This window comes from Pseudomonas saponiphila (assembly GCF_900105185.1).
GTDB classification, from domain to species: domain Bacteria; phylum Pseudomonadota; class Gammaproteobacteria; order Pseudomonadales; family Pseudomonadaceae; genus Aquipseudomonas; species Aquipseudomonas saponiphila.
The window spans coordinates 2622901-2635544 of record NZ_FNTJ01000001.1; the positions used below are offsets into that span (position 1 = coordinate 2622901).

General features: G+C 68.5%; 11 protein-coding genes. All 11 read left to right on the forward strand.

What is annotated here, in order from left to right:
• The 11 genes from BLV47_RS12310 (at position 1) to BLV47_RS12360 (ending at position 12527) form a co-directional block, all read left to right on the forward strand.
• Positions 1 to 1128 carry a radical SAM protein gene (locus BLV47_RS12310; RefSeq protein WP_092313894.1) on the forward strand — a complete coding sequence of 376 codons (1128 nt, stop codon included), beginning with the start codon at positions 1 to 3 and terminating at the stop codon, positions 1126 to 1128.
• Positions 1118 to 3349, forward strand: coding sequence for an ANL family adenylate-forming protein (locus BLV47_RS12315; RefSeq protein WP_092313896.1), 2232 nt, complete (start codon positions 1118 to 1120; stop codon positions 3347 to 3349). Before BLV47_RS12310 ends, BLV47_RS12315 begins: the two co-directional genes overlap by 11 nt.
• Positions 3346 to 3600 carry an acyl carrier protein gene (locus tag BLV47_RS12320; protein ID WP_016967073.1) on the forward strand — a complete coding sequence of 85 codons (255 nt, stop codon included), beginning with the start codon at positions 3346 to 3348 and terminating at the stop codon, positions 3598 to 3600. The genes BLV47_RS12315 and BLV47_RS12320 overlap by 4 nt, the downstream gene beginning before the upstream one ends.
• A 119-nt stretch (positions 3601 to 3719) precedes the next feature.
• Positions 3720 to 5045: a trans-sulfuration enzyme family protein gene (locus BLV47_RS12325; RefSeq protein ID WP_208605263.1), complete on the forward strand. Its 1326-nt coding sequence runs from the start codon at positions 3720 to 3722 to the stop codon at positions 5043 to 5045.
• Complete coding sequence (locus BLV47_RS12330) at positions 5042 to 6106, forward strand: OsmC family protein (protein WP_085057525.1); 1065 nt, start codon at positions 5042 to 5044, stop codon at positions 6104 to 6106. The genes BLV47_RS12325 and BLV47_RS12330 overlap by 4 nt, the downstream gene beginning before the upstream one ends.
• The gene (locus BLV47_RS12335; protein WP_016967070.1) at positions 6091 to 6495 is read left to right on the forward strand and encodes a VOC family protein; all 405 of its coding nucleotides are present in this window, start codon (positions 6091 to 6093) and stop codon (positions 6493 to 6495) included. Before BLV47_RS12330 ends, BLV47_RS12335 begins: the two co-directional genes overlap by 16 nt.
• A 9-nt stretch (positions 6496 to 6504) precedes the next feature.
• Complete coding sequence (locus BLV47_RS12340) at positions 6505 to 7149, forward strand: sulfotransferase (protein WP_143038269.1); 645 nt, start codon at positions 6505 to 6507, stop codon at positions 7147 to 7149.
• Positions 7142 to 7813 (forward strand): HAD-IA family hydrolase, encoded by a 672-nt coding sequence (locus BLV47_RS12345; protein ID WP_092313902.1) that lies wholly within the window; start codon positions 7142 to 7144, stop codon positions 7811 to 7813. Before BLV47_RS12340 ends, BLV47_RS12345 begins: the two co-directional genes overlap by 8 nt.
• On the forward strand, positions 7791 to 8225 hold the full coding sequence (locus BLV47_RS12350; protein WP_016967067.1) for a type II 3-dehydroquinate dehydratase: 435 nt from the start codon (positions 7791 to 7793) through the stop codon (positions 8223 to 8225). The genes BLV47_RS12345 and BLV47_RS12350 overlap by 23 nt, the downstream gene beginning before the upstream one ends.
• Positions 8218 to 8532 (forward strand): phosphopantetheine-binding protein, encoded by a 315-nt coding sequence (locus tag BLV47_RS12355; RefSeq protein ID WP_167365653.1) that lies wholly within the window; start codon positions 8218 to 8220, stop codon positions 8530 to 8532. The genes BLV47_RS12350 and BLV47_RS12355 overlap by 8 nt, the downstream gene beginning before the upstream one ends.
• On the forward strand, positions 8529 to 12527 hold the full coding sequence (locus BLV47_RS12360; protein ID WP_092313906.1) for a non-ribosomal peptide synthetase: 3999 nt from the start codon (positions 8529 to 8531) through the stop codon (positions 12525 to 12527). Before BLV47_RS12355 ends, BLV47_RS12360 begins: the two co-directional genes overlap by 4 nt.
• Positions 12528 to 12644 lie beyond the last annotated feature (117 nt).

A 12644-nucleotide genomic window follows, 5' to 3' on the forward strand; every position in this document is an offset into this window, starting at 1 on the left:
ATGAGCAAAGCCGAACCGGTGAACTTCCTCGGCCACAGCCGCTTGCTGGGCAACGACCTGGTGATCAACGAGGACTCCTGCAACCTGGGCTGCACCTACTGCCTGACCGGGCAGAGCAACATGAAGTCGTCCCACGAGGGCAAGTTGATCTTCCAACCGCCGGTGCATGACGTCTACAGCGAAGACAGCGAGCTGGGCCAGCGCCTGCAGACCATCGTCGAACGGGTCAACCGCACCTTCAGGCCACCGCTGCTGAAACTCACCGGCGGCGAGATCTTCATCATCAAGGGCATCATGAGCTTCATCGAGCGCATGGCGCCGCTGCACGAGGTGCTGATCGTCCAGACCAACGGCCTGCCGCTGACCCGGGACAAAGTGCGGCGCCTGGCCGAGCTGGGCAATGTCGTGGTGCAGATTTCCCTGGACAGCAGCCACTATGAGGGCAACAGCTACCGGGTCCTGTCGCCGCGCATCCACGAGATGATCATGGAGCGCATCGCCATGGTCCTGGAGGCCGGCCTGCCGCTGGAAATCTACGGCGTGCTGAATGATCGCAGCGCGCCTTACCTGCGGGAGTTCGTCGAATGGTGCGCCCAGTTCGAAGACAACCCGCCGCAGCTGTTTCCCTTCCCCGTGCGCGGCCCGGACAGCGACAGCTTCAAGGTCCGGCCCGAGCAGTATCCGCTGATCGATGAGCTGTTCGAGCTGCGCGAGCGCTACCCGCAGATCCTGCCGCCCAAGGCCTACCTGGACCGCCTCAGTTCCTTCTATCACCAGGGCCGGCGCACCTGGCGCTGCCACCTGCCGCGGCTGGTGCTGTCGACCTTCAGCGACGGCGTGGCCACGCCGTGCCCGAACATCTGGTTCCACAACATGGGCAACCTGCTGGAGGACGACTGGAACAAGGCCCTGGCCCCGGTCAACCGTTCACCTTTCTATCAATTGCTGCTGGCCGAGCGGCCGCGCCTGGATGCCTGCAAGGGCTGCTTCACCCCCTGGGACACCCTGAGCCTGTACTTCGAGGACGCCATCAGCCTCGACGAACTGTGCCGCGCGCCGTCCTACGCTCCGGCAGCGGTCAGGAGCCTGCTTGAACACGCCAAGGAGGCCTATCGCCATGGTGCATGAGTGGCCTGACGACGAGCGCTGGTTCAACGAAGTGACCGCCGGCCCGGTGCTGGCCGCCTTGCCTGTCGCCGTGCGCGAGCGCTGGGCAGAGCCGCTGGCGGCGCTGGCCGCCGCTGGCCCGCAGCGCCTGCTGCTGGTGTTCGACAGTTCCCTGGAGCATGTCGCTCTGCTGCTGATGCTGCTGCAGCACGGCCTGTCGCCGCTGCTGGTGGCCAGCGATGCCCGGCCCGGGGAATTGCAGCGCTACGCGGCCCAGGCCGCCATCAGCCACTGCCTGGCGCTGGACCAGGGGCAATTGCAGGTGACCCGCCTGGAGCCGGGCAGCGGCGAGGCGGCGCCGCTGCCGCAGCGGCGTGGCCTGTATCTGCTGACCTCGGGCACCACCGGCGAGCCGTCGCTGATCTTTCGCGATCTGCAAAGCTGGCGTGACGAAGGCCTGCGTTACTGCCGCCTGCTGCAACTGGCCCCCGAGGACCGGGTGCTGTTCATCGCTCCGGTGTATCACGCCTATGCCCTGGGCTGGTTATGGGGCGCGCTGCTGGCCGGGAGCCAGGTGCGGGTCTGCAAGCCCACGGAGCTGGGGGCCGGGTTGCGGGCGTTGCGCCACTGGGCCAGCCATGCCGTGGTGACGCCACTGCTGGCCGGTCTGCTGGCCCAGCGCGGCGGACCGGGAACCCGTCCCGAAGGGCTCAAGGGGGTGATGTCCGGCGCCGGCCCGGTGGACGGCCAGCTCGACCAGCAGTTCCAGCAGGCCTTCGGCATCGGCCTGTCGCGCAACTATGGCAGCACCGAAAGCGGTGCGGTGTTTGCCGGCGTCGCGCCGTTGCCGCCGCTGTCCATCGGCTTTCCCATGCCGGGGATCGAGGTGCTGCAGCCGGGCGCGCCGGGCCTGCCCTTCGCCCTCAAGGTGCGACTCGAAGACGGGCGCCTCTACGACACCGGCGACATCGCCGAACAGAGCGCCGCCGGCTACAGCATCGTCGGCCGCGAAAGCACGGCGATCCGCCGTGGCGAGCGCTGGATCTCGCCGTTCGAGATCGAGTCGGTGCTGGGCAGCCACCCGGATGTGCAGGATTGCGCGGTGCGTGCGGTCAAGTCGGCCCAGGCGGGCAACGACCATGTCTTTGCCTTCGTGGTCTGGAACCCGCAACGCCCGTGGGACCCGCGCCTGCTGCGCGAGCATTGCCAGGCCCACCTGGCGCCGGCCAAGGTTCCCGACCGTTTCGAGCGCACGCCGCTGATCGCCCGCAGCGGCAACGGCAAGCCGCTGCTCAGCCGGCGCTATCGTCCGGCGAACAATCAGGTGCTGCTGGAGGCCGCCCATGCCTACAAGCGTTCGCAGTTGCTGCTGGCGCTATGGGAGAGCGGGGCCTTGCAGCTCAGTGCCCAGGGCCTGAGCGTCGATCAGATCGCCCAGCGCACCGGCCTGCATGCCCACACCCTGGCGGTGGCCTTCGACACGGCCCAGGCCAACGGCCTGCTGCACGAGGCCGCGGAGGCCGAGACGCCGCAGGACCTGGAGGACCTGGCCGCGGTGCTGGACCTGGAGTCCTTCAACAGCCGCCACTGGAACCGCCTGGACGCGTTGCTGGCGGTGCTGCACGACGGCCTGGACCGGCGCGCCTTCGAACAGACCCCCAAGCACCCGCAACTGCAGCGCCGTTACCAGCGCGCGGTGGCCGGGGCGGACAAGCAACTGGCAGCCCAACTGACCTGGCGCAAGGCCCTGCACAAGGCCCCCAGGGCCATCGCCCTGCTGGACATCTGCGCCACCGGCGCGGTGTACACCCAGGCTTTGCTGGGCCGTCGGCGCCTGGATTGCCGGGCCAGTCGGATCGTGCAGCTGGGCGGGCTCAACCCGCCGGCGGCGGATATTCCGGTGCACAGCCACGAGGACCTGGCGCAGCTGGACGCGCGCGGGTTCGACGTGATCGTGCTCGACAACACCCTGCATCAGCCCGGGGTGGCCCAGGCCCTGCCGGCCTTGCTTGAACGCCTGGGGCCCGATGGCCAGCTGATCATCGACGAGATCTTTTTCAACGACACGGCTTCGGCGGCCGTCGGTGTGGACTGGCTGACCCATGGTGGCTGCCAGTACCCGCGGCAGGCCGAAGTGGTGACGGCGCTGGCGCGCCATGGATTCGTCGCCGAGCCAGTCTGGCGCCGCGAATCGACGATTTACCAATGCACGATGTTATTCACCAGGAGTTTAGAAAAATGACCGACACCGACCGCTTGATCAAAGTGTTCTCCAGCACCGTGGGCCGTGAACTGAACCGGGAAGACCTCTCGGGAGGGGACCTGATCGGCAGCCTCGGGCTGAACTCGATCGACGCCCTGCAACTGCTGATCCAGGTGGAAACCGAATTTGGCTTCTCCATCGAGGACAACGAGCTGTCCATCGAACTGGTCAATTCCCTGGAGCGCCTGGAGGCCTTCGTCGCCGACAAGACCCAGGCCCGGGTGGGCTGACCTGGCTGGCGGCCGATCCCGTTAGCCAAGCTCGGGCGTGCTGTTCTCGGCCCGTACCGACCAGGGTGATCCGGCATCCGCTGGATCACCCGCAAGATTCGCAAGACGAGGGAATGCGTGTGAACGACGTAAACAAGACCGCGGCGGAGTTTGCCAATCGTCCCGGCACCGACGCCCAGTTGCCCTGGCTCAACCAGTTGAACCGCCAGCGCCTGGCCGGTCCGGCGATGGCCAACAATCGTTGCCTGAACCAGGGCGAGACGGCGGCGACACTCTGTGTGCACGCCGGCACCTATGAGGACCCGGTGACCGGGGCGGTGGGCACGCCGATATTTCCCAGCACCACCTTCCGCTTCAGCCAGACCACCTACGAGTCGTTTCTGGAAGGCTATATCCGCGACATCCCGACCTACAGCCGCTACGGCAACCCGGGGCAATGGTCGGTGCAGTTGAAGGTGGCCGCGCTGGAAGGCGCGCAGAGCGCCCTGGTGCTGTCCTCGGGCATGGCGGCGATATCCTCGACCCTGTTCGCCCTGACCAATCGCAACGGCCACATCATTTCTTCCTATGACCTGTACGGCGGCAGCTACAGCCTGCTGCACGCCGATATCGGCCAGGCCGGGCGCTCGGTGAGCTATGTCGATCCGCTGGACCTGGACGAGATCCGCCGGGCCATCCGCCCGCAAACCCAGATCATGTTCTTCGAGCTGCTGTCCAACCCGCTGATGAAGGCCATCGACCTGGTCGCCATCGCCGCATTGTGCAAACAGCAGAACATTCTGCTGGTGGTGGACAACACTTTCCTGTCCCCCATCAGTTGCCGCCCCCTGGAATGGGGCGCGGACATCGTCATCCACTCGGCCACCAAGTACCTCAACGGCCACAGCGACGCCACCAGCGGCGCCGTGGCGGGCAGTCGCAAGCTGGTGGACCGGATCTGGGCCCAGCTGCTGCGCTTTGGCGGCAGCCTCGACCCCTTCGTGTGCTTCCTCCTGGAGCGGGGCATGAAGACCCTGGCGGTGCGCATGCAGGCCCATGCCGCCGGCGCCCGGCAGGTCACGGCTTTTCTCGAACGGCACGCGCGGGTCAAGCGGGTGCATTCGCTGTACGCCCAGGACTATGCCCACCCCCATCTGTACCAGTACGCCGGCCAGGCCACCTGCGGCATGCTCAGCTTTGAACTGGAGGGCGGCGACGCCGCGGCGCTGGCGCTGCTGGAGCACCTGCGGCTGATCACCTGCGCCACCAGCCTGGGCGGCGTGGAGTCCCTGGTGAGCCTGCCGTTCAACACCTCCCACAGCGGCTTGACCCGCGAGCAGCAGACCAAGATCGGCCTCAATCCCGGGCTGGTGCGCCTGTCGGTGGGGATCGAGGATCCCGACGACCTGTGCGCCGACCTCGAACAGGCCTTGCAGCAGGTCTACCAAGGAGGCGAGCAGCCATGAGAAACGGCATGAACATCTCGGGTTTCAGTGAGATCGTCCACGAGATCCAGCAAGAGCCGGCCCAGGCGATCTTCCGCTATGGGGCCTACGCCCAGTATTCGCCTGCCGCCGGCATGCTCGCCGGGGTCGCCCCGGCGACCATCGGCCTGCTGCGCGCGCCGCGGCATTTCGAGGTGCCGATCCGCCCGAGCCCGGCGTTGCAGTGCCACGGCCTGCTGGACCCGGCGTGGCCCCAGGAACTGGCCCTGGCGGCGTTGTCCGGGTGCTTCCTGGTGTCGGCGGTTTCAGGGTTTTCCGCGCGCCGGACCACCGTCGATCACCTGTCCATGACCACCCGTGCGCAGTTGCAGGAGGCCGGCGCCGCCGCGCCCCAGGTGCGCTACGAGATCCGCTCGGGAACCGACAAGAAGCTCAGCGAGGCGCTGGAGGTGATCGAGGCGGTGAAGACCCACAGCCCCAACCATCAGACTTTCGTCCAGCCCCTGGGGCTGGCGGCGCGGCTGGTGGATGCCGGGCGCCCAGAGGACTGGCAGCGCTTTGCGCCACTGGACAGCGCCCCGGCATCCGCCGCTGCGGCGCCGGGGCAGGCCCTGAGCCTGGATTGCCAGTGGCTCTACGGCACCCAGTTGCGTGCCGATTTCGCCGGGCAGGCGCCCGAGGATCGGCGCAGTTTTCCCATCGACCAGCCCAAGCAGCTGGCGGGCATCGACTGGGGCCCCAACCCCCAGGAGTACCTGTTGATGGCCATCGCCGCCGATGTGCTGGCCCAGCTCAGCCGCCGCCAGCAATTGCCCGGGGCGGTGCGCCTGGACATCCGCGCCATGGTCGACATCCGCGGCATGTGCGAGGTGGCGCCGACCCCGGTGCACCTGCAGGACATCGAGCTGGACCTGCAGGTCGAGGGCTGGCCGGCGGCGCAACGCTCCCGGCTGCAGGCGCAGTTGGCGGCGAGCATCGAGGCCTCGGTGGTCTGCGCGCTGATTCGCCACCGGGTCGCCTTCGAGTTCCAGGTCGGTGCCCGGCCACAGCCCGAGGAGGCGCGCCAATGCCTGCCCTGCTGAGTGGCTCGACCCTGTGCTTCGCCACCCTGGCGGTGCCCGACCTGGCCGCCGCCGAAGCCTTCTACGTGGAGGTCCTGGGGTTCCGCGTCAGCCGGCGCTTTGCCCCGACCCGCTGGATCAGCCTGGACGTGGACGAGCAGGGCGGTGCCGGCTTCGGCCTGATCGAGGACCCGGAGCGCCCCTGGCCATCGGCGGCGGTGATGCATGACTTGCTGGTGTCCGGGCTCGATGCACTGATCGCCCGGCTGCCGGCGGCGGCGCGGATCATCGAGCCGCCGGTGGCGACCCTCTGGGGCAGCTACAAGGCGGTGATCGAGGACCCCTTCGGCCATCGGCTCGGGCTGGTGCAGCGCGAGCCCCGGGACCCGGGCCCGCAACAGAACGACTAAGGAGCAGGGATGCTTAAGCAATATGAGTGCATGAACGTGCCGGACTGTGTCGCTGCCGATGGCGGCAGCGTGACCGTGGTGTCGGGGCTGCCGCGTTCCGGCACCTCGATGATGATGCGCGCCCTGGCCAGTGGCGGCCTGGCGCCGCTGACCGACTACCTGCGCCAGGGCGATGCGCGCAATCCCCATGGCTACTTCGAATGGGAGGCGGTCAAGACTCGGGACGGCTATCTGGCCTGGATGGATCAGGCCCGCGGGCGGGCGGTCAAGCTGGTGTCGCGCTTTCTCCAGTACCTGCCGGCGACCCATGGCTACCGGGTGCTGTTCATGCACCGCGAGATCGACGCGGTGATCCGCTCGCAGCGCGACATGGCCGAGCACCACAGCGGCCAGGCCTGGGGCGCGCGCGAGGCGCAGGACCTGGCCCGGCTGTATCGCGAGCATGTGGCAGAGGTCCTGGCCTGGGTCCGCCAGCGGCCCAACATGCAACTGCTGGAGCTGGACTATCAACGGGTGCTGCAGGACCCGCACGGCGAGTTCGCCCGGGTCGCGGCCTTCCTGGCGCCGCAGTCCCTGGCGCTGACCCCCATGGTGGCCACGGTGGACCGTGGCCTGGATCATCAAGCGGCGCTGGAGACTGCGGCCCATGTCTGAATCTGCGATCAACGCGGTCATCTTCGACCTCGACGGCACCCTCATCGACAGCAAGCAGGTGATCCGCGAGGCCTATCACGCGGCCCACGCCCAGGTGCTGGGGGCGGATGTCGAGCCGCCACCCTTCAGCGAATACTGCAAGCACCTGGGCCGCAGCTTCGTGCAGATCATGAAGATCATGGGGCTGCCGCCACAGATGCATCCGGTGTTCATGCAGGAAAGCAATGCGCGGATGCAGAAGATCCGCGTGTTCGATGGCGTCCGCCCGCTGCTGGCGGGGCTGCGCGACCGGGGCATTCCCATGGCCATCGCCACCGGCAAGGATCACCAGCGCACGGTGGCGATTCTCGATCACCTGGGCCTGCTGCAGTACTTCGCGCGGATCGTCGGCAGCGACGATGTGGCCAACCCCAAGCCGGCGCCGGACATGGCACGGATCATCGTCGAGCACTTGCAGGTGCCGGCCGCCGGCTGCCTGTTCATCGGCGACGCCCTGGCCGACCTGCAATGCGGCGAGGCGGCGGGCATGCAGACCGCGCTGGCGCTCTGGGACCATCCCGCCGAGGACATCCGGCGCTACCCCTGCACCTATCGATTGACCGACCCACGCCAGATCCTGGCCCTGCTGGAGGTGGCCAGCCATGCCGACGTTACTCCTGCTTAATGGCCCCAACCTGGGCCGCCTGGGGCAGCGTGAGCCCCAGGTCTATGGCGCCAAGAGCCTGGCCGAGATCACCCGCGAGGTCGGCGCGCTGGCCGCTGCCCGCGGCTGGACGCTGCTGGCCCGGCAGAGCAATCACGAAGGCGAGCTGATCGACTTCATCGAAAGCCAGCACCAGGCCGAAGCCCTGATTATCAATCCGGGGGCCCTGATGATGTCCGGCTGGGCCCTGCGCGATGCGCTGCAGGATTACCCGGGCCGCTGGATGGAAGTGCACATCTCCAACCTGTTCGCCCGCGAAGCGTTCCGCCACAGCTCGGTGCTGGCGCCCCTGTGCCACGGTTTCATCGCCGGCCTGGGCAGCGATGCCTATGTGCTGGCGGCGCGGGCGCTGCTGGGAGCCGTCCATGACTAGTGCAATCTCGACGGGCCCGTTGCAGGCCCGGCTGCTGGACGATGTGCTGGGGCTGTGTGCCCAGTTGCTGAAACTGGCGCCGCACCAGCTGGACGGCGCGGCCAACTTCTTCGGCTGCGGTGGCAACTCGCTGCAGGCCCTTCAGCTGTGCGCGCTGCTGGAACAACGTCACCCGCAGCTGTGGGGCGAGGACGGTATCGACCTGACCCTGATCGTCGGCACCGCTAGCCTCGGCGAGTTCGTCGCCGGGCTGCTGCGCGCGGCGCACAGCGAGCCGCGAGCGTCGATGCTGGAGGGCGAACTATGAGCCAGGCGGTGGCGACACTGATCGAGCATTGGGAGCAGCGCGGCGTCCATCTCTACGAAGAGGCCGGGCGCCTGCGCTATCGCTGCGACGAGGCCGGGCTGCCCGCGGACATCCGGCACAGCGTCGGCCAGGAAAAGCACCGTCTGCTGGATTACCTGGCGCCGCCCGACCCGCTGGCGGCACCCTTGGCCGGCCTGCGCCAGGCCTACTGGCTGGGGGAGCACTCGGCCTTCAGCCAGGGCAGCGCCGCCTACCTGCACCTGGTGTATGCCGGTGCCGTGCCGACGGCGGCACAGCTGCAGAGCGCCCTGGCGCGGATGCTGGTCCGGCATCCGGTCCTGGGCTACACCCTGGACGCCCATTCACCGCGCTTCAAGCCCCTGGCCGCGGGGTTGCCGAGCGTCGAGCAACAGCCCGCGCTGGCCGGTGCGCGGGCGCGGCATTGCGCCTCCCTGGCGGACAGCGCCATGCCCATTGCGCCCCTGGCCGCGGAACAGCCGCTGCTGCGCCTGGTACTGGTGGAGGACCACGAGGAGCGCTGCCTGCATGTGGTCTACCGGCTGGCGTTGTTCGATGCGCCGGCGGTGCAGATCTTCATCAACGACCTGCTGGCACTGGTGACGCAGGAGGCCGACGGCGCGCTCCCCGGCTATGCCCCGGCGGCGCTCGCGGCCTTGAGCCGCGACCGGCGTCTGGCGCGTTTCAAGGCCCGCCACTACTGGCAGCGCAAGATTCCCCAACTGGCCGCCGGCCCCGATCTGCCCCTGGCCCGGCGCAGCCCCGGAACGCCGACGGCGCCGCGTTTCATCGAGCACCGGCGGATCCTGGGCCCGCAGCTGCAACAGGCCCTGGAGGCCGCGGCAAGACGCCATCAGGTGTCGCTCAACGCCACCTTGCTGACCCTGTTCCTGCAGACCCTGGCGCGCTGGTCGGGCAAGGCCTCGGTAACCTGCAGCGTCATGTACAACACCCGGGCACAGCTCGAACCGGCGCTGGCTTCGACCCTCGGCAACCAGGCCGACACCCTGTTGCTTGACCTGCCGCCCCAGCCTCTGGCGTTCGCCGCCTGTGCCCGGCAGGTCCAACAGGATCTGTACGCGGCGCTGCAGCATGGCGCCTACGACGGCGTGTCGGTGGTCCGCCAGTGGATCCGCGAGCACGACCAGCGGGCCAGCAGCGCCGAGCCGCCGATGCCCTATGTGTTCTCCTCGTTGCTGGAGATGGACCTGCCGGCCGCGCCCCTGCAGCAGACCGACCACGCGATGATGACGCCGCAGATCTGGATCGACGCCCAGGCCTTCGCCAGCGCCGACGGCCTGTGCCTGTCCTGGGACGAGCGCGAGGGGCTGTTCGAAACCGGGCTGATTGCCCAGGCCTTCGAGCATTTTCATGGCGCCCTGGAGCGCCTGGCCCTGCAGCCGCAGAGCTGGGACTTGAGCGAGCTGCCCTTGCCGCAGTCCTTGCTGGAACGGGTCGACCGTTTCAACCACTTGCAGCGGCCGCTGTCCGGACAGGCGCTCTATCAGGGGCTGCTGCATCAGGCGGCGCAGCGCCCCGACGCGCCGGCGGTGTTGAGCGACGATGCCAGCCTGAGCTTTGCCCAGTTGCTGTGTCTGGCCAGTCGCCTGGCCAGCCACCTGAACGAGAACGGAGTCGGGCCCAGCGACCATGTGGTGGTGCGTGGCAGTCGTGACATTGGCAACGTGGTGGCGATCTACGCGGTGCTGATGGCCGGTGCCACCTATGTTCCGGTGAGCAAGACTTCGCCGCCGCGCCGGGTGCATTCGATCATCAATCAGGCCGCGGCCACCACGGTCCTGGGCGATGACGACGGGGACATCGCGGCGATCATCGCTTCGCCGGTGAACTGGTCGCTCAACTACCGGCACTGGCTGCAGTCGTCCGAGGCCCGGGGCCCGGCGATCAGCCCGGCCTACCCGGCGGTGGATACGGCCCTGGCCTACATCATGTTCACCTCGGGCACCACCGGTACGCCCAAGGGCGTGGCGATCAGCCATCGCGCGGCGCTCAACACCCTGCAGGACTGCCGCGAACGCTTGGCCATCGAGCCTGCGGACCGCTTGCTCGGGGTCAGTGAGTTCAGCTTCGATCTGTCGGTGTTCGACCTGTTCATGCCGGCCCTGTGCGGCTGTGCGCTGATCCTCGCGGCCAATGGCCAGCGCAGCACTGATCCGCAAGCCTGGCTCGACGCCGCGCAGCGCCACCGGGCGAGTGTCTGGAACTCGGTTCCGGCGATCATGGAAATGGCCCTGGGCTACGCCAGGGCCGTGGACCGGCCGGACGCTCTCGCCAGCGTGCGGCTGTGGATGGCCAGCGGCGACTGGATCGCCCTGGGCCTGCCCGAACGCTTGCGGGAACTGGCCCCGGGCTCGCGCTTCATGGCCCTGGGCGGGGCCACCGAAGCGGCCATCTGGTCCAATTGCTTCGAGGTCCGGCAGGTGGACCGGCAATGGCCGAGCATTCCCTACGGACGGCCCCTGAGCAATCAGCGTTTCTACATACTCGACGCCTTGGGCCGCCGTTGTCCGCCCGCGGTCAAGGGCATGCTGTACATCGCCGGCGAAGGCCTGGCCGCCGGTTACATCCACGACCGCCAGCGTACCGACCAGGCGTTCTTCATCGAGCCCGGGTTGCAGCAGCGGGTCTACCGTACCGGCGACATGGGCCGCCTGCGCATGGACGGGGAGATCGAGTTCCTCGGCCGCGAGGACCTGCAAGTCAAGCTCAATGGCATGCGTGTGGAACTGGCGGAAATCGAGGCGGTGCTGGCCCGGGCCCCCGGGGTGCAACAGGCGGCCACCTGCGTCGACGGCAGCGGCGCCCTGTACGGCTTCTTCGTGGCCCGCGAGCCGCTGCCCAGCGGCGAGTCGGTGCAGGACTTCGCCGCCCAGTACCTCAACCCCTACATGGTGCCGGTGCGCCTGTTCGCCCTGGCGCAGTTGCCGCTGACGGCCAATGGCAAGGTCGACCGCGAGGCGCTGCGGGCCTTGCTGCCGGGGCTCTGCGGGCCACAGGCGGCGGCCGCGGATGCAGGCTTCTCGGCGCGCCGGGAACTGCTGCTGGGCTGCGTGCAGCGGGTCCTGCCGGCGCTGCGCGAGGCCGACGCGTCCTGGTTCGACCAAGGAGCTTCGTCACTGCATGCGGTGCACATCCTGTTGGCACTGAACAGCGAACTGGGGCTGGACCTGAGTCTGGCGGACATTTACGCCTACCCCTCGGTCAATGCCTTGCTCGGCTACCTGCAGGGCGGCGGACAGCGGCCGCGCAATCGGGTGGACTTCTGCGCCCGCGTCGATGACAACCGGCCGCTGCTGGTGCTGGTGCACCCGGTGGGCGGCGCGCTGTCGTGCTACTGGCCGCTGATCCGCTTGCTGCGCGAGAGCTTCGAGGTGATCGGCCTGTGCGCCGACGCCGGGCAGCGTTTCGACAGCCTCCAGGCCCAGGCCCGGGAGTACCTCGGACAGCTGCAGGAGCGCCTGCTGGCCGGGCGCCCGGTGGTGGTCGCCGGCTGGTCGTTCGGCGGTGTGCTGGCGGTGGAAATGGCCCGCCTGCTGAGTGCCGAGGGGCAGGTGCGGCCGGCCCTGGTGACCCTCGACGCGGGCGCGCCGCCGGAGCCGGCGCCGGAGTTGCCGCCCAGCCTGTTGCAGCAACTGTTCCAGCGCGACCTGGAGCAGTCCGCACGGATCCAGGCCGAGGGCCAGGCGCTGCCGGCCATCGCCGAAAGCGCCTCCCAGGAACGCTTTGCCCTGTTCTGTCGGCACTACGCGGCCCTGCTGGACTATCGCTACCGGCCGGTGAATTGCCCGAGCTGGCACCTGCGGGCCAGTGTCGAACACCGCTCCAGCGGCCTGCGGCCCTTGGCCGAGCAAGCCGTGGGCGAGCGCTGCCTGACCCTGACCGCGGATCACTACAGCCTGCTGTCCGGGGCTGCCCTGGAGCAGGTGGTGCAGTGCCTGATGCAGGCGGCCCGATGAAACACCGGCGGCAGGGGCATTCAGTGCTGGCGCAAGTACAGCCTTACCGGGAAAATCCACACCGGCTCGCGGCTGCCCTGCGGCACCACGAGTCGCATAAACAGAGCAATTTAAGGA